Annotated in this window: 19 protein-coding genes; 5 read left to right on the forward strand and 14 right to left on the reverse strand. The window is 57.1% G+C overall.

Features of this window, described 5'->3' with window-relative positions:
* Positions 1–72: 72 nt before the first annotated feature.
* Genes WFP06_RS01145 through WFP06_RS01155 form a run of 3 tightly spaced genes read right to left on the reverse strand, consistent with a single transcriptional unit; the run spans position 73 to position 3,860 of the window.
* Complete coding sequence (locus tag WFP06_RS01145) at positions 73–1,284, reverse strand: glycosyltransferase (RefSeq protein WP_336985428.1); 1,212 nt, start codon at positions 1,282–1,284, stop codon at positions 73–75.
* Positions 1,281–2,546 (reverse strand): lipopolysaccharide biosynthesis protein, encoded by a 1,266-nt coding sequence (locus WFP06_RS01150; protein ID WP_336985429.1) that lies wholly within the window; start codon positions 2,544–2,546, stop codon positions 1,281–1,283. Before WFP06_RS01150 ends, WFP06_RS01145 begins: the two co-directional genes overlap by 4 nt.
* A 30-nt stretch (positions 2,547–2,576) precedes the next feature.
* Complete coding sequence (locus WFP06_RS01155) at positions 2,577–3,860, reverse strand: hypothetical protein (RefSeq protein ID WP_336985430.1); 1,284 nt, start codon at positions 3,858–3,860, stop codon at positions 2,577–2,579.
* A 215-nt stretch (positions 3,861–4,075) separates the two neighbouring features.
* Between WFP06_RS01155 and WFP06_RS01160 the strand changes: the two genes are divergently transcribed.
* From WFP06_RS01160 to WFP06_RS01175, 4 genes are read left to right on the forward strand one after another with little or no spacing between them, the layout of a single operon-like run.
* Positions 4,076–5,203 carry a glycosyltransferase family 4 protein gene (locus tag WFP06_RS01160; RefSeq protein WP_336985431.1) on the forward strand — a complete coding sequence of 376 codons (1,128 nt, stop codon included), beginning with the start codon at positions 4,076–4,078 and terminating at the stop codon, positions 5,201–5,203.
* The gene (locus WFP06_RS01165; protein WP_336985432.1) at positions 5,200–6,168 is read left to right on the forward strand and encodes a DUF6625 family protein; all 969 of its coding nucleotides are present in this window, start codon (positions 5,200–5,202) and stop codon (positions 6,166–6,168) included. The genes WFP06_RS01160 and WFP06_RS01165 overlap by 4 nt, the downstream gene beginning before the upstream one ends.
* Complete coding sequence (locus tag WFP06_RS01170) at positions 6,168–7,262, forward strand: acyltransferase family protein (RefSeq protein ID WP_336985433.1); 1,095 nt, start codon at positions 6,168–6,170, stop codon at positions 7,260–7,262. Before WFP06_RS01165 ends, WFP06_RS01170 begins: the two co-directional genes overlap by 1 nt.
* Positions 7,259–8,230 carry a glycosyltransferase family 2 protein gene (locus WFP06_RS01175; protein WP_336985434.1) on the forward strand — a complete coding sequence of 324 codons (972 nt, stop codon included), beginning with the start codon at positions 7,259–7,261 and terminating at the stop codon, positions 8,228–8,230. Before WFP06_RS01170 ends, WFP06_RS01175 begins: the two co-directional genes overlap by 4 nt.
* Here the strand turns inward: WFP06_RS01175 and WFP06_RS01180 are convergent.
* Genes WFP06_RS01180 through WFP06_RS01210 form a run of 7 tightly spaced genes read right to left on the reverse strand, consistent with a single transcriptional unit; the run spans position 8,227 to position 14,605 of the window.
* Positions 8,227–9,450, reverse strand: coding sequence for a WcaI family glycosyltransferase (locus WFP06_RS01180; RefSeq protein ID WP_336985435.1), 1,224 nt, complete (start codon positions 9,448–9,450; stop codon positions 8,227–8,229). The genes WFP06_RS01175 and WFP06_RS01180 overlap by 4 nt on opposite strands.
* A gap of 2 nt (positions 9,451–9,452) precedes the next feature.
* Positions 9,453–10,382, reverse strand: coding sequence for a GDP-L-fucose synthase (fcl, locus tag WFP06_RS01185; RefSeq protein WP_336987592.1), 930 nt, complete (start codon positions 10,380–10,382; stop codon positions 9,453–9,455).
* Positions 10,382–11,449 (reverse strand): GDP-mannose 4,6-dehydratase, encoded by a 1,068-nt coding sequence (gmd, locus tag WFP06_RS01190; RefSeq protein WP_336985436.1) that lies wholly within the window; start codon positions 11,447–11,449, stop codon positions 10,382–10,384. Before gmd ends, fcl begins: the two co-directional genes overlap by 1 nt.
* Positions 11,436–12,737, reverse strand: coding sequence for a nucleotidyltransferase domain-containing protein (locus tag WFP06_RS01195; RefSeq protein WP_336985437.1), 1,302 nt, complete (start codon positions 12,735–12,737; stop codon positions 11,436–11,438). Before WFP06_RS01195 ends, gmd begins: the two co-directional genes overlap by 14 nt.
* A 3-nt stretch (positions 12,738–12,740) precedes the next feature.
* Positions 12,741–13,304, reverse strand: a complete 564-nt coding sequence (locus tag WFP06_RS01200) for an LptA/OstA family protein (RefSeq protein ID WP_336985438.1) — start codon at positions 13,302–13,304, stop codon at positions 12,741–12,743.
* Complete coding sequence (gene lptC / locus WFP06_RS01205; protein WP_336985439.1) at positions 13,304–13,963, reverse strand: LPS export ABC transporter periplasmic protein LptC; 660 nt, start codon at positions 13,961–13,963, stop codon at positions 13,304–13,306. The genes WFP06_RS01200 and lptC overlap by 1 nt, the downstream gene beginning before the upstream one ends.
* 24 nt (positions 13,964–13,987) lie before the next feature.
* Positions 13,988–14,605, reverse strand: a complete 618-nt coding sequence (locus WFP06_RS01210) for a ribonuclease D (protein ID WP_336985440.1) — start codon at positions 14,603–14,605, stop codon at positions 13,988–13,990.
* A 90-nt stretch (positions 14,606–14,695) separates the two neighbouring features.
* On the opposite strand from WFP06_RS01210, the gene WFP06_RS01215 reads away from it, so the two are divergent.
* A complete protein-coding gene (locus WFP06_RS01215; RefSeq protein WP_336985441.1) occupies positions 14,696–15,379 on the forward strand; it encodes a uracil-DNA glycosylase in 684 nt (227 codons plus the stop codon).
* Between the two features lie 251 nt (positions 15,380–15,630).
* Here WFP06_RS01215 and WFP06_RS01220 read toward each other — a convergent pair whose 3' ends face one another.
* The 4 genes from WFP06_RS01220 to WFP06_RS01235 form a co-directional block, all read right to left on the reverse strand.
* Positions 15,631–16,290 carry a potassium channel family protein gene (locus tag WFP06_RS01220; protein WP_336985442.1) on the reverse strand — a complete coding sequence of 220 codons (660 nt, stop codon included), beginning with the start codon at positions 16,288–16,290 and terminating at the stop codon, positions 15,631–15,633.
* The gene (locus WFP06_RS01225; protein WP_336987593.1) at positions 16,280–17,521 is read right to left on the reverse strand and encodes a TrkH family potassium uptake protein; all 1,242 of its coding nucleotides are present in this window, start codon (positions 17,519–17,521) and stop codon (positions 16,280–16,282) included. The genes WFP06_RS01220 and WFP06_RS01225 overlap by 11 nt, the downstream gene beginning before the upstream one ends.
* Entirely contained in the window at positions 17,518–19,455 is a 1,938-nt protein-coding gene (locus tag WFP06_RS01230) for a putative bifunctional diguanylate cyclase/phosphodiesterase (protein ID WP_336985443.1), read from the reverse strand. Before WFP06_RS01230 ends, WFP06_RS01225 begins: the two co-directional genes overlap by 4 nt.
* A gap of 236 nt (positions 19,456–19,691) precedes the next feature.
* On the reverse strand, positions 19,692–21,128 hold the full coding sequence (locus WFP06_RS01235) for a glutamate synthase subunit beta (protein WP_336985444.1): 1,437 nt from the start codon (positions 21,126–21,128) through the stop codon (positions 19,692–19,694).
* Between the last annotated feature and the right edge of the window lie 6 nt (positions 21,129–21,134).

The raw sequence follows: 21,134 nt of genomic DNA on the forward strand, positions 1-21,134 counted from the left end.
ATGGGACCTCGCTATGAAGCCCTGAAATAACCATATAGGTTGATCGTAGGAAAGAAGAATATTATATTTGGTTCAGGGTAATTGATTTAGCCACCGCCTGCCTGTGCACTTTTCAAGCTCTCGCAACAGGTTCATTGTGGCGGATTCCCATGTGAAACATTGCTTAAAAAGACGCTCTCCCCTGACCCGCATTGCGCCTTTTTGCTCTGGGCTGACTGCCAGAAATTGATTCAGGGCTTCAGTCGTACCCTGCGAGGTATCGGGGTGAACCATGCCTGCACCTGCTGCGCTTATTTCGCGCCAGATATTTACCTTGTCGCTGATCAATACTGGGCAGCCGCAAGCGAGACTTTCAGCGACCACGATGCCAAAGTTTTCCTGATGGGACGGGAGTGCAAATGCCTCGGCCCCGCGATAGGCGCCGTATTTGGCATCGCCTAACAGCATTCCCGGCCAATGAACCCGTTCGGAGATTCCCAAGCCGCGAGCCTGCTCGCGAAGCGAAGCAGCGATACCTGCCCGGTCAGGTCCTGCCATAACCAGATCCAGTTCCGGATAGTCGTCTGCGACATTGGCAAATGCCTCGATTAGAAGATCGCACCCTTTCTTTTCGTGAATTCTGCTCAAGAAAAGAATGTATTTCCTGCCGATGATTTCGGGGACTGCCCTCAAGAACGCCTCAACCTGTTCATTGCGGTTGTCCGGTGGCGGTGCAGCACCGTAGGGGACCACACGCTCCGTCAATTCATAAGGGCAAAATGTCCCGCGGGCGCGCATCATTTCCTCCTCGCTTGTAAATAACACGGCGTAGGCGTTCTTTACCAATCGCCCCTCGTTGAACGGCCATAAAACCTGTTTAGCCAGGTGTTTTAGCGGATGGCGCGCACGGAAATACGGGTCCAGCGTGCCATGAGGGAAAACGACGTAAGGCACAGTTGATCCCACCAACGCTTTAACGGCCACCCGGGTCGCATAATTCCACAGGCCATCCACCACCACCGCATCGTAATCGGCAACATGTTGCTTCGCCCAAGCTACAGCCTTTGGAGAAAAACGGGCCCAACTCTCAACCCTTCCCCGCCAGCCACCATTGCCGGAGCGTTCCTGTCCCATCGCATAAACCGGCCTCCCAAGGCCAGCAATCTGCGGCGATGATGGCGGGTCCAGCGTCAAAATCGATTGTTCGATGCCAAGTTTTCTGAGCTCGTCGCCAATCGCCAAAACGCCTTCGATCGGCCCCCCATCCGCGCGATCAACGCTGGCAATGATGTGCAAGAGTTTCAAGCAGCTTCTCCGGAATTTCTACCGCTCTTGCGGGTAACTATGGTTACAAGGACTGCGACAGCAACAAGTTTCAGCCCTTCATTGCCAAACCTGCCAATGGCTGCCCCAATCGCCCCTGACCAGACCGCCCCAATCGCGATGAGCGGCAGTCCAATAATGAGTACAGCGATTTGGGTAAGCAACAGCGGGCGACTTTGGCCTGCCGCCAGAAGCTGATTGTCAAATGCGTGGGTTAGCAAGACCAGCATCTGGCTCGCTGCAAGAACTGTCAGGAGTGTTCCCATATCCAGGCCTGGTGTTGGAAATGCGATTAAAAAATCTGCAAACTGATCACTCAGAAAGATAAATCCCAAAAGGCCCGCGCCGCCAATTGTCAAAGCGGTCAGCAGCCAGATTGTCAAAGGACTGAAGCCATCCCGCTCCTTTCCAGCTGCTTCATCCAGCATGTCAGGCCTGAATCTGTTGGTGAGCCCACTGGTTATTACCCCATATGGCTTTGCGACCGCGCCCGAAAGTGCGGCCAGCACGCCGGCCTGCGCCAATCCGGTGGTCGCTCCCACAATATACCGATCTGCGAACAGCCCGAGCCAGCCCAGTGGCCCCATAATAGCAACCGACGAACCAAATCTAATTGCCCGCGGGCGCGCGATCCGTGCAGCATCCCGGTCCACGTTAAACTTGCTTCCGATTATCGCGATGCCGCCGATCGAAGCGGAAACGATCCGCCCCGCAACCGCACCAGCGACAAGCGAGGCAGGGTTCCCTTGTGTGAGCTTTATGGCGATCACGGAAAAAAATAGTGTCATGACCGCTTCTAGCGCGATCCAAGTCGAAAGCGCGGCATATCGCCGTTCCAGCAAAAGGACCATTTGCCCCGTTAGTCGAACCGGCTCGAGAATGCAGAAGGCGGGTAGCAAAACGGCCAGGACGCCCGCGCTTGTCCAATCGAGAAAAATACCCGTTAAGATGATCGCGGCCGCTCCGGTAACAGCTTGGAAGAGTGCCATGTCGCAGCCCAGGCCAAGGCCCAAGCCAATCCGTTTGCGGCCATCGTCCAGATCTTTCAGTAACTGTGCGAGTACCTGGCCAAACGCGCTTGTCGTGAAACCGTCGAACAGAGCCATCCCGCCCAATGCCAACATCGCAGCGCCAAAGGGAACCGCCCCCAGCTCAGCAGAATAGATCCGGAGCGAGAACAGCAGCACAATCGCCGCAACTGCCTGGCCCCAACTGGCCGCCAGCAGCCCACCCGCAAATCTCACAGATTGATTGAACCTCACGATCTCAGGGATTCACCGGGTCGCAGAAATTGGCGGGAGAGCATGACTGACTTCCTCAATACCGGTCCGCCTACCCGACAAAAGGCGGTTCAGGACAAATAATGCAATGATGACCGGCAAATAAGTCATCACATCTACTCCGGCTTCGAACAGGCTGGGCGGAGCTTTCCGGACGGCCCAGTTGAAAAATGCCATGACAAAAAAGGTTTGCCCGATAACTCCGCCTTTCGAGAAAGTCGTAAGCAGAAACGCGAACAGTCCGCCTGTCAGCAGCCCGTTAATCACCATCCAGATCCATCCACCCTCGCGATATGCCAGAATACTACCGAATGCCGTGAGGCTTCCATCGGAAGGACCGACAACCAGCCTCCACGCCAGAATTGAAGCCTCACTCTGGGCGTCGCCGGTATCACTCAGCACGTGAGGTTTTTGGCTGTAGATTGCGCGGGGAACCGGGATAACAAGAACGGAAGTGTAGTACAGCGGTCCGACATATCCGGCGCGGTCGACATGGGCTTTCAGGGCCGCCATGTTGAGCAGAATATCCCCGCGATCGACAATCGATTGCAGGACCGTATCGACCGGATCATCGCCGTAGGAGAAATTCTTGGCAGCAATGTCCTGTTGGCTGTTCCAGGAACTGGAACGCAGGGCGACCGCAAAGGGACTTACGATCAAAAGCGCGACGACGGCAGTGACCAAGGCGATACTAGCAGTCCGATAACTTCTCCGCACGATCATGGCAGCGAAGGCCAAAACGATCGGCGTGATGAAAATCAGTCGCTGGCCGGCATTCACGACGAGGTACAGCTGTACCGCTAGCACCGCTGCCGCCACCATACTCTTGATCACATTCCGGTCTTTGATCGCAATCGCCAGATGCAATGCAACCATGGCTTGCGCGAAACTTGCCAAAAAACCAATAATACCTGCCAATGGCGATTGCTGCTCATTGAAAGCAGCGACGCCGCCGGCATCGTAAAATGTTAGAGTTCGCGAGCTGTAATAGTAAATCGTAATAATACTACTGACAGCAAAGGAAGGCCACCAGTTGCGGTATAGTACGCCGTCCAAAAGCGGGAAATTTAAGCCTTTTATAATTCGCTTGCGCCGAGCCATCGCAACAAAGCCAACCAGTAATGCGACAAAATAAAACAGCGCCATAGCTAGCACGGCGCTGACTTCGGTTAGCGGCAAGTAGCGTAAAGCTGACCGGTCGAGAAAAATGATCGGCAAGCAGTAATAGCCAATCGAAAACAACGCGAGGGTCGCCAGAAACATCGAGGTGGCGCTCACGCGGAGAACCGCAAATAGCAGGCAAGCACTGCATATAAGCAGCAGGGCCAAGACTAGAAGATTCTGCATGATTGCGCTGCCCGATAGCGGTTCAGGGCTGGTTGTGCCTTGAAAGCAGGCAGCGCTCAACTGTTTTACGGTTTCAGATCCGGCCGCACCCTAATCGGCTTAGTAACGTTTGACAGATGCTGTCTTGTAGCGGAGTCATTCTCCCGATGAAGATTACTATCGCGACCAGCACTGGATTCCATTTGCGAAACCTTGCGGCAGAGTTGCTGGATGCAGGGCATGAGGTGCGATTTTACTCCTATTTGCCGAAGTGGAAGACACGTTCTTACGGTCTGCCTGACACTGTTTGCACGTCATATTTTTGGCGGTTTTTGCCTTGGTCTGCGCTTGCCTTGGCGCGATTTGGCGGGACATCCTCGTGCCTTCTCAATATCCGGGAAAGCCTGTTTGCCCGTCTCGACGATGCCATCGAAAATGACATGGAAGTTGCCGATATATTTGTTGGCCTTTCCGCTATTGCGGTTCGCAGCGCGCAAAAGGCGAAGGCCATGGGCCAGCTGGTGTTGATAGAGCGTGGTGCCACACATATTCACTCGCAATCTTCGGTCGCACAATCGGCTGGCGCTATTCCTTGCACGACAACCTATGTGCAGCGCGAGCTCGCGAGTTACGACGCAGCCGATAGGATTGTCGTCCTCTCGTCTCATGCCAAAGCAACGTTTGTTGAGCATGGTCACGAAGTGGACACTGTGGAAATTGTTTGTCCGGGGACCGATCTTCGCCTCTTTCATGGCCCTGAAGAACCGCGAACTTCGCATGTAAAAGCGCTTTATGTTGGCGCTTGGTCAAAACGTAAGGGGGCCGATTTATTTGCAGGGTTGTTGCGAGAAATACCGGACCTCACCCTTTCGCATATAGGTGTAAAAGTGGATGTTGCGTTCCCTAAAACCGAGCGCTTTGCAGCGCTGGGATATATGGATCATGCTTCGCTGGCTGCGGCTATGCGCGAGCATCATGTGTTCATATTCCCGAGCCGTGATGACGGTTTCGGAATGGTGCTTTGCGAGGCATTAGCTTGCGGTATGCGTGTGGTTGCAACAACCTCGAGCGGCGCGCCTGACATCGCCCGGCTTGTTGATTCAAATATAATGACAATTGTTCAGCCAGATTCGTTGCCTTCACTGGTCGAGGGGACCCTTGAGCAGTTAAGTCACGCAAATGCGGATAAGGGTGCATCGGCAATATCGAACAGAGAACGCGAGAAGTTCGGGTGGACGCAATATGCCGAGCGCTACATCAACATGATCGATAGAATTTTGGCAACCCGGCGATGAAAACGGTAATTGTTTCGGTGTATATCGGGGAACTTCCCGGTCATTTCGACTTATGGATGCGGTCGGCAGGGTTAAACCCGGCCTTCGAGTTTTTGATAATTACCGATCAGGCTGCGCCCGCGTCAGCGCCATCTAACGTCCGGTTCTGGCATAGGGAGTTGGAAGAGTTAAAGGATTTCTGGTCACAAAGCCTGGGCCTCAACGCCGCCTTGAGCGACCCGTATAAGCTGAACGATTTCAAACCACTGTTCTGGATGCTCGTCGATAATCTTGATGACTACGATTATTGGGGGTTTTGTGATCTTGACACACTTTTAGGCGATTTATCCGGCTCCATCTCGCCCAGGCTGGGTAATTACGACGCAATTTTATCGGAAGGCCATCTAAGGCTGTTTCGCAATCGGCCTGAAATGCACCGCCTGTGGGAAAAAGTCGCATCGCCGATGTCAGGTAGGAACATACTTGCCCGGCCAGGGTTTTTCGGAATGGACGAACATTCAGGCATCAATAAACCTCTCATGGAAGGGAATTACGGTTGGTTCAGCGATCCGCCGCTGGTGGCCGACATCGATCCAAGTTTTCGTCGGTTTCGCTGCTTGCCTTTCCATGAGAACGACCGGCATCAAGCCTTTTTCTGGCAGGACGGCAAAGTCTTCCGGGAATCTATCCGTGATGGCGTTTATCAATTGTCCGAATATGCATACATCCATTTCCAGAAGCGCAAGATGCACTTTAATCCGCAATGCCTGCACGCAGATGCGGTCGACATCGGGCCGGGCGGCTTTTCAGTCAGGGACGATAGCAAGGCAAGTGTCGCAGACATCGACCGGCGTAATCCGCCGACAATTTTTCCCAATTTATCGGAAGCAAGAATTCTGGCGAAAGAATTGCGCCGGCGGCTGACCGGTGCGACGGTGCCATTCCCCTCGCTTGACCGCCCCGACCGCGCTGGTGAATCTGCTTGATGACGATTTTGCAACCAAGCCCCCTATCCCGCGCTGCTTCCCGGCGTCTCGACTGGTTCAAGCTGCTGCTGGTGGCACAGGTTGCGCTGGGCCATTATGCGATGCTGGCCTATCCGCAATTTCCGGAGCTTGATTTTGGACGGACTACTGATGTGTTTGTTGCCGGATACCGGCTGGTAACGCGGTTCGGCGCCCAAGCAGCCTATGCGTTTGTTTGCTTGAGCGGGTATTTTCTGATTGCCCGACTGATTCTCATCGCCAGCGATCGCGGCGACGGGCATTCAGCAACCACCTTTCTGGTGCAAAGGCTGCGGCGGATATACCCCACCCTGGTAGCGGCGATAGCGTTAACCTTCGTATGTGACTGGTCTGGAATTTACGCGCTGGATGCTGGCGCTCTGTACCGCAATTTTGCCAATTATGACGCTGTTGCTGCACTGAACGCGGGTTCGGCACTCGGCAATCTGGCTTCGCTTCAACCCACTTTTGTATCGGCTTTCGGTTCGAACGCCCCGCTGTGGACGCTGGGCTATATTGTACAGTTTTATGTTGTTGGCGCGGCCTTGGCTGCCATTGCGGCACGCTCGCGATTGATAGCGGGCGTACTCGCCATTGCAATAATGCTGGTGGCCGTCTTGTTCAGGCCGGAGTGGGCCATGCTGTTTGCCGGATGGACCGCATGCGGTGCCGTCCGATACTTCTCCAAACCCGCGCGCGGCACCGGATTGATCACGCTCGTCGCCGGTTTGCTGTTGTTTGTGTTCGCGAATCTTCTGCCCGCCCTCTGGTCGATAGCGATCTGCATTGCCGCCACGTCGTTGAGCGTATTTGGACTGGGCGCATCCTTTTCCGGTGATCAAGCAAAGAATTACCGCGCGAACGGTTGGCTGGCGGGCGTGTCGGATGCGAGCTATCCGATTTACGCATTTCATTTTCCTGTTGCAGTGCTGACCCTTGCGGCGTTGCCGGCATTCATAGACAAAGACAGTCTGATATTGAGGATGGCCTGGCCAATGGTTGCAGCGACGCCGGCTCTAATTCTTTCCCTCCTGTGGCAGCGCAGCCTGCGCCGGTGGCTGCCTGAGGGGGCATGAGCACGGCTCCCAAAATCTCCGTCATTTTGCCGGTTCGCGATGGTGAGGAATATCTCGTCGCCGCGCTCGAAAGCGTCGTTTCGCAGGATGGGCCCACTTTCGAAACGATCGTTATAGACGATGGCAGTACGGATTCCACTCCCGCTATTCTGCAAGATTTCGCTGGCAAGGGCATCACGGTTTTGCGGCTGGAGGGTGGCGGCCTGGTAAGTGCGCTCAATGCCGGTCTGGCCTGTGCGCAGGGCGAGTATATCGCCAGGATGGATGCCGATGATATCTGTTTGCCAGGCAGGTTCGCAGCACAGGCAGCGGTTCTGGACCAAGATTTCGGCACCAGTCTCGTTTACGGGGCAGTCCGGATTATAGATGATGTGGGCCGTGCCGGTCATACAATTGCTGCCCAGCCATTGGACGCCGCAGAGCGTCATTCGCAGCTAACAGATGCAATATCTGCGCGGCCAATAATCCATCCCACCGTCATGATGCGCCGCGATGCGCTTGATCAGGTTGACGGCTACCGCAATGCCCCCTGCGCTGAAGATCACGATCTTTGGCTTCGCACAGTGGATGACTGGAAGTTCACAGCCTTGCCCCAGCTCGTTTTGCACTACCGACAACATAGCGCAGGTGTATCACGAGCACGCGCTTTCGAGAGCCGGATTTCGCACCTGATAAACTGTGTTTGCGACCGCCACCGGCGTGCCACGGGAATCGATTTGTATTGTGACAGGCCAGAACGCTACGCCGCCATCCGGTCCGAAGTGGTCGCAGCGGTAGGGCGCAGGGTGGAAGACCTGGTCCAGGTTCGGAAGTTTCGTGAAGCTGTGCGCGCGGGGAAGGTCCGGGATGCCGTCAGATCAGCTCCGCGATGCCTGCTACATCAACCCGGCTTACTCAATCCGGAAAACGAGCGGGTGCAGATGCGAGCGATGCAAGCCGAATTGTTTGCCAAATTGACGCTGACTTAAGCCGCGCGTTCCACTTGTTTCACAAAGTTGCCCAGCAGTTCTCCGCGGCTCCAGCGTTCCTCGGCGCGCTGCCTTGCAATGGCTGCCATGGTTGCCAGTCCGTCAGGATCGTCAAGCAGATCTTCAACCTTGCGGGCAAATGCACCGACGTCGCCCGGCGGGGTAATCGCTCCGGCTCCACCGACTTCTTTGGCCAGACCGGTCCCTGCCTTTGCGGTGGCAATCACCGGCCTGCCCGCGGCAAGGATATTGGCAAGTTTGGAGGGCAGGACCAGATCTGCCGCGCCTGCGATTTGCGGCAACAGACAAATATCCGCGGTGGCCAATAATTCGCCGATTTGCTCTCGCGGCTGTAAGGGATGCAATTGAATGTTGGGCAGGCCCTCCGCCAACCGGTCCAGGTTCTTCCGGTTCGGGCCGTCTCCGCAGATGACGAAAACAATATCTGCCCGGCCGCGCAGAAGCCGCGCAGCCTCGACGATAATTTCGATGCCTTGCTTATGCGCAATGTTGCCGGAATATAATGCGACCTTTCGATCGCCCAAATTCCATGCCTGCCGGTAGATGGTGTCACGTGACCGGGGCACGATCGTATCGATTTCGGCCCAATTCCTGAATTCGACAATCCGCGCGGGGTCTGCTCCCTTGTTCGCAGCTTTCTCCATCATCGTACCCGAAATGGTGCTTACCGTATCAGCACATTCGAGCATTTTCTGTTCGAGCCACATTGCGATTTTTGCAGCCATGCTTGCGGGTTTGACGAGGCCGGTCGCAATCGCTGCGTCAACCTCGAAATCCTGGATATGTATCCAGAAATGCGCGCTCGCTATTTTCGCGCACAAGTAGCCGACCGGAGCGGACATAATCGATGGTACCGGCGCAAAAACCAGCCGGGGCCGCTGTTTTCCCCAGACAACCTTGAGCGCAGGCCAGATGGCGCTTAAGGCAAAGCTGAGTTGATGGATTATCCGCCGAAACCCTGTCGGCTGATCGGGGATATAATGCGCACACCGAATGACAGTCACTCCGTTTTCGCGGCTGGTGCGCCACAGCCCGCCGCGATAATTCTCAACAGATTGCCAATCGGGGTAAAAAGGCTTGCCGCAAATTACCGTTACACGGTGGCCTGCCGCGGCCAATGCCTCCGCAGTTCCGGCGCTGTATGGCCCGATGCCGAGGGGCTCGGGCGAATAATTCAACGAAAGGACAAGAATATTCACCCTCAACCCTGATTGGCTTTGAACCACTCGTAGGCCGATGACACACCGCCGCGCAGCGCAATCGACGGTTCCCAGCCCAACCTTTGCAGCTTTGACGAATCGAGCAATTTCCGCGGCGTGCCGTCCGGTTTGTCTGGGTCGTTCGATACGTGGCCATTGAAGCCGATAATCTGCTTGATCAGATCAGCGAGATCCGCAATCGAAACCTCCTCACCCGAACCGACATTCACGTGACTTTCGCCGGAGTAATTGCAGAGCAGAAAGATGCATGCGTCGGCAAGATCATCGACATGGAGAAACTCACGCAAGGGCTTTCCCGACCCCCAGATTCGGACGCTAGCCGATCCCGTTTCTTTCGCCTCGTGGATTTTGCGGATGAGGGCAGGCAAAACGTGACTGGATTCAAGATCGTAATTGTCGCCGGGGCCATAAAGATTGGTTGGCATTGCACTGATAAAATCGCAGCCATAATGCCGCCGGTATGACTGGCAAAGTTTGATCCCGGCGATCTTTGCTACCGCGTACCATTCGTTGGTCGATTCGAGCGGTCCTGTCATCAAAGCTGCTTCGCTGATCGGCTGGGCAGCGTGTTTGGGATAAATGCAGGACGAGCCAAGAAACAGCAGTTTCTGGCTGCCATGGACCCGCGCTGCTTCGATCACATTAGCCTGAATCATCAGATTGTCATAAAGAAATTCGGCGGGGTAACGATCGTTAGCCAGGATGCCGCCAACTTTAGCCGCAGCGAGAATGACCACTTCGGGGCGGTTCGTTTCAAACCAGCCATTCACGGCAACCTGATTGCGCAAATCCAGGTTCCGGGCTGATGTTACCACCGTACAATCTTCGGATACCAGCCGGCGAAGCAAGGCCGAACCAACCATACCCTGATGACCGGCAACATAAATGCGCTTGCCCTCCAGGCTGAACATCAATCGGCTTTCGGAGCGGACGCGGCGCGCAGAAGTTTCAAGTCCGCCTCGACCATTTCGCGGGCCAGATCGCGCGCTTCAATTTCCGCTTGCCAACCCAGCTTCTCCCTCGCTTTGGAAGCGTCACCCAAAAGAACTTCGACTTCTGTGGGTCTGAAATATCGCGGGTCGACCTCCACCAGAAGGCGGCCGTCGGATTTTGCATAGGCTTTTTCGCCTTCGCCGGTCCCATGGAATTCAACGGCGATACCGGCATCTTCGAATGCCCACCGCACGAATTCGCGGACCTGCGTGGTTTTGCCTGTCGCCAGCACGTAATCGCCCGGCTCATCTTGCTGCAGCATCAGCCACATTCCGTGGCAGTATTCACGTGCGTGTCCCCAGTCGCGTTTTGCGTCGAGGTTGCCCAGATAAAGCTTGTCTTGCTGGCCAAGCGCGATGGCCGCCGCCGCGCGAGTGATCTTGCGCGTCACAAAAGTCTCGCCCCGCAAAGGGCTTTCATGGTTGAACAAGATGCCATTGGAGGCGTGCAGCCCGTAAGCCTCGCGGTAATTTATCGTTATCCAGTAGCCGTATAATTTGGCCGCAGCATAGGGGCTGCGAGGGTAGAACGGGGTGGATTCGTTCTGCGGAGTTTCCTGCACTTTTCCGTAAAGTTCCGAAGTTGACGCCTGATAAAACCGGCAATGCTTTTCCAGCCCGAGAATGCGGATTGCCTCAAGCAATCGTAATACGCCGGTGGCATCCGAATTTGCGGTATATTCGGGTGTTTCGAACGACACCGCGACGTGGCTCTGGGCGGCCAGATTGTAGATTTCGTGCGGCTTCACATCCTGCATGATGCGGATCAGATTGGTTGAATCCGTCATGTCGCCGTAATGGAGTTGGAAGCGCTGGTCCTGCTCGTGTGGATCTTGATAGATATCCTCAATCCGGCCCGTGTTAAACGAAGATGACCGCCGTTTGATGCCGTGAACCTCATACCCCTTGCCCAGCAGCAAACGCGCCAGATAAGCGCCGTCTTGCCCGGTGATGCCGGTTACCAGTGCTCGCTTACGTTCTGTCATCGGTGTCCTCGTGGCTGTGCGACAAATTTTGCACCGATGCTGTGTCTAGCGGTATCGCGGTAACGGGCAAAGTGTCCCGCCGTGATTGTCCAGCGCTGTGATTTAGCCAGTTATTCAATTGAACCAGTTTCAAGCCGGTCCGTCTCGTTTCACGATCTGTAAGTTGGGCCAGCGTCCGACCCGTCCGGCCGAAAAGCCATTGCCAATAAGGCTGCCCGGCGGGGCGACCGCGGCCGCCAAGCCTGTCCAGCGCGCGTTTGCCCATCATCGCCGTGCCGCCTTCATGGTTCGCGCCGCCAAGTGCAGCCATGAGACCGGCAGACTTGCGCGTCGCCCTGCTTTGTAGCAGCAGGTCTGGTACAGCGTCGATCAACGAAGGGGGTACAGCGATCCTGCAGCCGCTGTGGTCGAGCAGTCCGGGAATGCGCCATCGATCCAGCGCTGCGATTATCAGCGCTGCCCCGTTCTCCCAACCTCCGTTTTCGGCCCGTGCCCACAATTGCTGCCAGTCCACAGCGGTTGACCGGACGAGATAATTTAGATCGCTGAGCAAGAGCGGGCCTACGTCCAACTGATGACTGTAAGCAGCGTGAATGATCAGGTGGTCGAGCATGTCGCGGGGCGAAGGGTATTTGACGGGATCTGTAGCGCGCGCGCCCTTGCTGGCTCGCTCGCGAATGCCGGGATCGTCATTGGCGGGAACAAAACTTTCGAATGCTGCTTGCGTTTCCCAGCAGCGCATATGCAGTTCCAGCCGGATACCGCCGGGGCTTTCAAGCGGCGGCAAATGTTTTGCCGACTTGACCATTTCAGCTGCTGGCTTGGCGCTTGGCTCCGCCTGCATATAGCCGGCATCCAAGAGCAATTCGAATGCTGCGAGCACCTGATTTGGCGCAATCAGCAAATCGATGTCGCGAACAGGGCGCTCTGCCGGTGACGGGTAAGCATACCAGGCGAGCCAGGCACCCTTCAATGCGGTTGGCGCAATCCCTGCGCCCGACAGGATGTCCGTCAGCCGCATGAGTTCAGCGCGGTGCGCCAGAGCGGAAATTGCCGACCGTCGATGTGCAGCTTCCCATGTTGCGGCAATGCCAGGCGGGGGCAGGACAGTCAGCTCGCCGCGCGATAATCTGCCGTGCAAATGCGGCTGGAGACGGTGTTCGCCGGCAAGCGAGGACAGCAGGTCCCACTGCCGGCTATCAGGCGCGGCGGCGTTTGCTTGTGGCCCGAGCAGGCCCATGAGCAACCGGCGTATTTGCGCGGGGCCGGTTAGCTCCGGCGCTGCCACCAGTTAGTTTTCCGGGACGGAGAACGTACCGCTGACCCGGCCATTATTGTTGGTAGATGTCCCCGGCGCACCCGAAACCGACGAAGAGCCCGATGCGCTGCCATCCACACTCGAGATGCCGCTTCGCAAGTCAATCACCAGCCGCCCGCCGTTAAGCGTATCGCCGCCGCGCTTCAGCCTGACATTGCCGGACAGGGTGATGATCCTGCGGTTGAAATCATAAATCGCGACATCGCCGCTGGCGGCTTCGTTACCGCGCGCCACATTCACCCCGCCGGTGGCGGTGATACGCTGGATCTGCAAACTTCCCGCGTCGGTGTAATTGACGATGGTGCGCGCCGCGCGCAGCCGCAGGCCGGCCTGCGTAATATCGACACCGCCCGACAGAACCACGCGGTTCTGGCGGTCCTGCAGTTCAATCCGGTCTGCAGCATAGCTTACCGGAGCATTGGAGTTGTGACCGGCAATTGCCTGGGCGCGCAATTGCATGCCGCCAAAGGCCAAGATGGTGACAATAAAACCGGTGAGTGCCGGGCGCCATGAATTACCAAGGGGAACTAGTTTCATCAGGGCATCCTTAATTTACCGGGCTGCATGCGCAACCGGGCATTGCCTTGCAACGCAATGACGCGGGCATCCAGATCAGCCTCTATCCGGTCGGATGAGAAGGTCCCGGCGGGAATTGCCCCTTCGATACCGCCGCTTCCGGCCAGCGTTTTGTTCTCCAGGTCGATCGCGACATTGCTCGCGCTCATCCGGTATCCGTCAGCAGCGACAAACCGGACCGGACCGATGACGCCGACCACGCGGTCTTCGATATTGTAACGGCCCGCATTGGCCACCAGCCGCGCGGGCCCGTCATCCAGCAATATCCGGGCGACAAGGTCCTGCATCCGGACAACCCCTTCGGCGGCGCTGCGCTGGACCGCTTCGCCTGCAGTGAGCGAAAATGGCCGGCCTTCTTCGTCGCTGCCGCGGTATAGCGCATTGTCCACCCGCAGCCGGTTTTCGATCACCGCGACCTTGTTGCGGTCGAGCAGGAAACTGACCTCGCCTCGCGGGCTGAGCGGAGTGATGACCATCAAGGCGGCAAGTACCCCGACCGCCATCGGCAATGCTGCACCCAGAAACCGCACCAGCCGGTCGTGAAATCCGCCTGGCGCAGCAAATGCCTGACGCTTCGAGCGCAGTTGCCTGGCTTGGGCGGTTTCGATCCTTTGGCTCATCAGACTAGCTAGCGCTTCCTTGTATTACGCGTGGCTGAAGATGTCGTGTTCAGCCCACCCGGCAAGGTCCAGTCTGGCGCGCGCAGGCAGGAAATCGAAGCAGGCCTGCGCCAGTTCGGTGCGGCCTTCGCGTTCCAGCCGCCCGACGAATTTTTCATGCAACTGGTGCAGATAGCGCACGTCGGATGCGGCATAATCCTGCTGGGCATTGCTGAGTTCGGGCGCGCCCCAGTCGCTGGATTGCTGCTGTTTGGACAAATCCTTGCCAAGCAATTCCTGCACCAGATTTTTCAACCCGTGACGATCGGTATAGGTGCGGGTCAGCTTGCTGGCGATTTTGGTACAGAACACCGGCGCGGCGATCGTGCCGAGATAATGTTCGATAGCCGCCAGATCGAAACGCGCAAAGTGATACAGCTTGAGCCGCTGCGGATCGCCCAGAACACCTTTCAGGACGGGCGCGTCATAGCCGCTGCCAGGCTTGAACCGCACAAGATGTTCATCCCCGCCGCCATCGGAAATCTGCACAAGGCAAAGCCGGTCGCGCGGCGTAACCAGGCCCATCGTTTCGGTATCGACGGCGATCGGCCCGGGTGCGAAAACATCTTCGGGCAGGTCTTCTTCATGGAGGTAAACTGTCATGCGTGCGGCCTTAGTCCGATTGGGGAAAGAGGGGAAGGCTTCGCTGATGACGAATTGCGCGCGAGAATCGCTGCGCCTAGACATCGCGCCATGATCGATGCGGTTCCGCAAAGCTGGCAGACGGTGCTTGAACCCGTGCTGACCGCGCCCGAGGCGCGCAGTCTGGGTGCGTGGCTGCGCGCGGAAGAAGCGGCGGGCAAGGCGATTTACCCACCTCGCGGCCAGCGGATGGCGGCATTGGAATTAACGCCGCTGGACCGCGTCAAGGCCGTGATCCTGGGGCAGGATCCCTATCACGGTCCGGGACAGGCGCACGGCCTCAGCTTTTCGGTGCAGGACGGGGTCAAATTGCCGCCCAGCCTGCGCAATATCTTCAAGGAACTGGCCAGCGACATGGGCTGCGGGCCGCCGCTTTCGGGCGATCTTGGCGAGTGGGCGCGGCAGGGCGTGCTGATGCTGAATACATCCCTTTCGGTGGAAGCCGGGCAGGCGGGAAGCCATGCAAACCGCGGCTGGGAAGCGATTACCAATGCCATCGTGGCGGCGGCGGCGGGGCGCAGCGAGCCGACGGTGTTCATTCTGTGGGGCAATCACGCGCAGGCCAGCGCGGCGCGTATTCCGGGTCTGGCAAGCGGCCACCATCTGGTGCTGCGATCAGCCCACCCCAGCCCGCTATCGGCGCACCGCGGCTTTTTCGGATCAAGGCCTTTCAGCCGGACAAATACGTTTCTGCAAGCGCATCACCGCGCCGCAGTGAAATGGTGCCGCGGGTAAACGGCAGGGTTACACTAGTTACCCCGTGTCACTCTGCGGATGGATGGCGCAAACCATTGATAGAACAGGAAATTATCTGTGGTACGCGCAGGTTACACCTTGCGCGACCGCGCGCAAAACACTGCAATATCGAACGACAATGGGAAAGAGCCGGCCAAAAAGGTAGCATCACGCAAAGGTGTAGGAAAATGCTGCGTTTCCAGATGCAACCTGCCCCGGATTGCTGTTCACGCGCTGCCATCTGCACGGTTCTAGATACCCGAAAACTTTTCGATATCGCTGATCCGTCCCGACACGACCAGTTGGTCGTCGGGGAACATGATTGTGTCGGGCACGGCATGGATGAAGTCTTCGCCGTGACGTTTCACGCCAACCACCGTGACAGAGAATTTCCTGCGGCATTCGCTGGTAATCAGCGGCAGGCCGACAATCGGTTCGGGCGCTTTCAGCCGGGCGATCGCAAATTCATCACCAAACGAGATAAAGTCGGGAAGCCGTTCATTCAGAAGCCGGGCAACCCGTTCCCCCATTTTCTGTTCGGGAAAAACGACATGGTTGGCGCCGGTCCGCTCGAGAATGCGGGCGTGTTTTTCGTTGGTGGCCTTGGCCCGGATATTCACCAGACCAAGATCCGACAGCGCCAGAACGGTCAGCACGCTGGCTTCTATATCAGTGCCGATAGCCACCACCGCAGCGTCAAAGTCTCGCACGCCCAGCTTTTCCAGTGTGGCACTATCCGTACAATCAGTTTGCACCACTTTGGTCAGATCGGCGGCGAAGTCCTGAACGATCTGCGGGTCCGTGTCGGCGCCCAGCACTTCATACCCCATATCCTCCAGCGTGCGTGCCGCCGCACCGCCAAATCGCCCCAGACCGACGACCAGTACAGGTTTGCGTTTCCTAGCCGACAATGGGGTTTTCCTTGGGATAACGATACGGGATTTCGTGTTTGCCCAGCGCCAGCGCCAGCGCAGTCGCAACCGTGATAGTCCCGACGCGGCCGATAAACATCAGCGCAATGATGACGAACTGGCCGGTCAGCGGCAAATACGCCGTAATTCCGGTGGACATTCCGACCGTCGCGAAAGCGGATATGCATTCGAACAAGATATCGTCGAGCGGCAAGGTGCTGACCGGGGCGATAGAGGTCGTCGCGGTAAAAATGAGCGAGGCCGCCAGAACGGTGATGGTAAGCGCCTGGCGTTCCACCGAATTGTCGAAACGGCGCTGGAACAGGCCTGCGTCGCGGCGGCCGCGTATTTCCGACAGGACGACTGCAAACAGGACAAGGAATGTCGTTATCTTGATCCCGCCTGCCGTACCCGCGCTGCCCCCGCCGATGAACATCAAAAAGTAATTCACCATGATCGTTTCGTCTTCGAATGCGCCGACATCCAGCGAATTGAAACCGGCGGTGCGCGGCATTACCGAATGGAAGGCTGCATTCAGCAATTTGCCCCCGATACCCATCGGGCCAAGCGTTGCCGGATTGTCCCATTCCATCAGCAGGATCGTGACAAAACCGAACAACAGCAAGGCAAGCGTGCCCGACACGGTGATTTTCGTGTGCAATGACCACAGCCGCCAGCGCAGCCGGTTTGCGCGAATATCCTGCATGACCGGAAAGCCCGGAGCCGACAGGATTACAGCAAACATGATCGGGCCGAGAATTACCGGATCGGACTGATACCCCATCACCCTGTCGGTATGGCTGGAAAAGCCGGCATTGTTGAACGCGCTGATAGAATGGAAGACACCGTGCCAGATCGCTTCCAGAGGCGGTATTTCATGAACCACCATCATTTGTGCGGCGAGTATCACTGCGATAATCGCCTCGACACGGATTGTAATTGCGAAAATGAGTTTGAGCACGGAGGCCGCATCGCCCGTTTCAAGCTGATTGCGTTCGATTTCGGTCGCCATCCGGTCGCGCAAACCGAAACCGCGTCCGGCCATCAGGCCAAATAGCGTGGCTGCTGTCATGATGCCCAGTCCGCCGATCTGGAAGAGCAGCAAAATGACGGTCTGGCCGAACATCGTCCAACAGGTCGCCGTATCGACTACAATCAGACCGGTCACCGCAACTGCCAAAGTCGCTGTGAAAAGTGCTGCCGCTAAGGGAGCGCGCTGAGCAGGCGTCAGGTCATGCCAGGATTTGCGGCATCGCGCGGATCCGGCTTGTCAACCGGGCTGGCCATGTCACGAAAATAGGCTGCACCCTGGGGTTTGGAGAAGTGATATCCTTGCATGAGCCGCACGCCGAGCGATCTTGCCTGCAGCGCCTGTGCTTCTGTCTCCACCCCTTCGAGAACGCATTCCAGGCCTATTTGCCGCGACAAAGCCAGGATCGTTGCAACGATAGCCCAGCCATGATCGCTGGAGCTTGCATCCTGGCAAAATGATTTGTCGATCTTGATCTGGTCGAGCGGCAGTTTGTGGATGCGCGAGAGGCTGGATTGGCCCACCCCGAAATCATCCAGTGCAATCCGGAAACCGCCAGCCCTCAAGCGGGTCAGATTGCCGGTGGCTAGCTCTCCGCCCGAAAGGATCGCTGTCTCGGTAAGCTCGAGCAGGACCTGCGTCCGGGGGAAGGTATGAAAAGCATCGCTTGCCAGAAGCCAATCGACAAAGTCGGTGTTGGTAATGTCTTTGGCCGACAGGTTGATATGGAGCGATAATTGTCTGAAAGCCTCGGGCAATTCGGAGATCGATTTTGCGACTATGATCTTCGTTAATTCGCTGGTGCGGTGCGTGCTTTCGGCCATCGGGATAAAGACGTCGGGCATGATGATAAACCCGTCGACGGAATTCCAGCGGGCCAGCACCTCGACCGACTGGATTTCGCCGCTATCGAAATCCATGATCGGTTGGTAAACAACTTCCAGCTGGTTGGCCAGATCGGCGCTGTCGAACAGTTGGGTAATTCGGGCGCGTTCGTGCATCACCACTTCGTCGTCTGCCGAGAATATGGTGACTTTCCCGCCATCCTGTTTGGCCTTGTAAAGCGCCCAGTCGGCCCGTTCGATGCACTCGTGCGTGGAAAGACCTGCAGTCTTCCTGAGGCCTATCGACGCTTTCACTGTCAGCAACTGGGGCTCCAGCGGGATGGGTTTGGCGATGAGTTTTGCCAGTTTCTCGGCCCGATCGACAGCCTCAGGCCTGCTCAACGAACCTGACAGGAGAAATCCGAATTCGTCCCCGCCCAATCTACCGCAGCTGATAACATTCGGGAAATCGGTAAGCCGCTTTGCAACCGCCTTCAGCACCTCGTCTCCGGCAAGGTGTCCAAGTAAATCGTTCACCGTCTTGAACCCGTCCAGATCGATCAGGCCCAGCCAAGGGGCTTCATCTCTTCGCCGGGTAAGATGGGTTTCGAAGGATTCCAGAAACGAACGCCGGTTCGCGATGCCGGTCAGATCATCGACATACGCCTGTGTGTGCAATCGATCATTCAGCCGCGCTGCTTCGATTTCCCGGAATTGGAGAGCGTTTTTGGACCGGATCAGATCGATCAGCCCTGCGTGCTGTGTCCGCGCAATCAACAGCAGCAACAGTGAAACGCAAACCATCGTGGCGCTGATGGCCCAGGCATTCGGGTGGCCGAGATAAAGGAACATCGTAATCGATGGAACAACACTGACCAAAGTCATTCCCAGCGCGGTTTTGGGTGACGGATTGAGGCCCAGAATACCGATAAAGCTGGTGAGCGTGGCGATATAGTGGATAAGGCTTTGTTGCTGCGTGTCGCCGAACGGATAAAGGCTCAGTCCAAACACCATCAGGCAAGCTGCAACTGCAGTGCCCGTGACGGGCAGGACAGCCAGGTCGCGAGCGATCTTTTCCGGCGAACGCCGCGCCACAAAATGCGGATGCCAATGCATCGCCCTGGCGATTGCGATTATCAGCAGAGGCACAGTGATAAGCAATAAATGGAGGTCGGAGACTGTGCCGTAAAATGCGTCCGCGACCAGAAGCAGATTTACAATGGCGATCGCATAAACAAACGGCATCCGCTTCGAAAGCTGTTTGGCGAGAGCGAGATCGACTGCTTTGAGGTCGAGGCCGACCTGTGCCATATCATGCGAATGCGGTTCTGCGGATTTGACCGGTACAGCCGGCCGCGGCGGGTGCTTGCCAGCTTGCCTTCGGCGCCGTTTACCAAAATTTTCGCCGACCCGCTGCATCATGCATGGGTAAATCGTTTAACCTACCATCGCGTTAATCAGCGCATTGGTTCGACTACGCATTCTGGTCTGGACGGCGCACATCGCGACCGCTGCCAACACATGAACACCGCCGGATTGTCAGCGCATCAGCGGGGCAATTGGGTTGTGCCCATCAATGCCTCGTCAACGCTGCGCGCGGCCTGGCGTCCTTCGCGGATAGCCCACACCACCAGACTTTGTCCGCGGCGCATATCCCCGCAGGCAAACACGCCTGCCTCGCTGGTTTTGTAATCTGCGGTATTGGCCAGCACATTGCCGCGCGGATCCAGTTCGACACCGGTCTGGTCAACCATTCCCGATTTGATCGGGCCAAGAAAACCCATCGCCAGCAGGATCAGGTCTGCCTTCAGCGTGAAGGTGCTGCCTTCAACTTCGGTAAATTTGCCGTCTTTCCATTCGATATGCGCGCATTCGAGTCCGGTTACCTGACCATCCTTGCCCACGACGCGCTTGGTCAGGACCGACCAGTCACGCTCCACCCCCTCTTCATGGCTGGAAGTGGTCCGCAGCTTCATCGGCCAGTCGGGCCAGGTGAGCGCCTTGTCCTCACGCTCGGGCGGTTTGGGCATGATTTCCAGCTGGGTGACGCTGGCTGCGCCCTGCCGGTTGGATGTGCCGACACAGTCGCTGCCGGTATCGCCGCCGCCCAGCACGACCACGTGTTTGCCCTGCGCGGTCAAGGTACCGCGCGGCGCGGCGCGGACTTCATCATCGCCGGCATTGCGTTTGTTCTGCTGGGTCAGGAATTCCATCGCCAGCCGCACACCGGGCAGTTCCGCGCCGGGGATTTCAAGCGGGCGGGCGGTTTCTGCGCCGCCTGCCAGCACAACCGCGTCGAAGTTTTCCTTGAGCGATCTGATCGAGACATCCACGCCGACTTCGGTGGAGGTTCTGAAAGTCACGCCTTCGGCTTCCATCTGGACCGCGCGGCGGTTGATCAGGTGTTTTTCCATTTTGAAATCGGGGATTCCGTAACGCAGCAAGCCGCCGATCCGGTCATTCTTTTCAAACAGGGTGACTGCATGGCCCACGCGGGCGAGCTGCTGGGCGCAGGCCATTCCGGCGGGGCCGGAGCCGATGACTGCAACCGATTTGCCGGTGCGCTGCGCGGGAAGTTGCGGTCTGACCCAACCTTCATCCCATCCGCGATCGATAATCGCCATTTCGATGCTTTTGATCGTGACCGGCTCGTCGGTGATATTGAGCGTGCAGCTGGCTTCGCACGGGGCGGGGCAGATGCGGCCGGTAAATTCGGGAAAATTGTTGGTCGAATGCAGTACATCCAGCGCGTTCTGCCAGTCGCCTTCATAGACCAGATGGTTCCAGTCAGGGATGATGTTGTTTACCGGGCAGCCGTTATGACAATAGGGAATGCCGCAATTCATGCAGCGCGCGGCCTGGTTTTTCAGCTTTTCTTCCGATGGCGGAATCGTGAACTCGCGGTAGCTTTTCAGCCGTTCTTCGGGCGCAATATAGTCACGGTCCTCGCGCTCGATTTCCAGGAAGCCTGTTTCTTTACCCATCAGTGT

The sequence above is a fragment of the Altererythrobacter aquiaggeris genome, from assembly GCF_037154015.1.
GTDB classification, from domain to species: domain Bacteria; phylum Pseudomonadota; class Alphaproteobacteria; order Sphingomonadales; family Sphingomonadaceae; genus Aestuarierythrobacter; species Aestuarierythrobacter aquiaggeris.

What these genes read in the sequence shown, in the direction of transcription:
- WFP06_RS01160 (WP_336985431.1), top strand. Translation starts at nt 4,076, where the DNA reads ATGAAGATTACTATCGCGACCAGCACTGGATTCCATTTGCGAAACCTT.
- WFP06_RS01165 (WP_336985432.1), top strand. Translation starts at nt 5,200, where the DNA reads ATGAAAACGGTAATTGTTTCGGTGTATATCGGGGAACTTCCCGGTCAT.
- WFP06_RS01170 (WP_336985433.1), top strand. Translation starts at nt 6,168, where the DNA reads ATGACGATTTTGCAACCAAGCCCCCTATCCCGCGCTGCTTCCCGGCGT.
- WFP06_RS01175 (WP_336985434.1), top strand. Translation starts at nt 7,259, where the DNA reads ATGAGCACGGCTCCCAAAATCTCCGTCATTTTGCCGGTTCGCGATGGT.
- fcl (WP_336987592.1), bottom strand. Translation starts at nt 10,382, where the DNA reads ATGTTCAGCCTGGAGGGCAAGCGCATTTATGTTGCCGGTCATCAGGGT.
- gmd (WP_336985436.1), bottom strand. Translation starts at nt 11,449, where the DNA reads ATGACAGAACGTAAGCGAGCACTGGTAACCGGCATCACCGGGCAAGAC.
- WFP06_RS01200 (WP_336985438.1), bottom strand. Translation starts at nt 13,304, where the DNA reads ATGAAACTAGTTCCCCTTGGTAATTCATGGCGCCCGGCACTCACCGGT.
- lptC (WP_336985439.1), bottom strand. Translation starts at nt 13,963, where the DNA reads ATGAGCCAAAGGATCGAAACCGCCCAAGCCAGGCAACTGCGCTCGAAG.
- WFP06_RS01210 (WP_336985440.1), bottom strand. Translation starts at nt 14,605, where the DNA reads ATGACAGTTTACCTCCATGAAGAAGACCTGCCCGAAGATGTTTTCGCA.
- WFP06_RS01215 (WP_336985441.1), top strand. Translation starts at nt 14,696, where the DNA reads ATGATCGATGCGGTTCCGCAAAGCTGGCAGACGGTGCTTGAACCCGTG.
- WFP06_RS01230 (WP_336985443.1), bottom strand. Translation starts at nt 19,455, where the DNA reads ATGGCACAGGTCGGCCTCGACCTCAAAGCAGTCGATCTCGCTCTCGCC.
- WFP06_RS01235 (WP_336985444.1), bottom strand. Translation starts at nt 21,128, where the DNA reads ATGGGTAAAGAAACAGGCTTCCTGGAAATCGAGCGCGAGGACCGTGAC.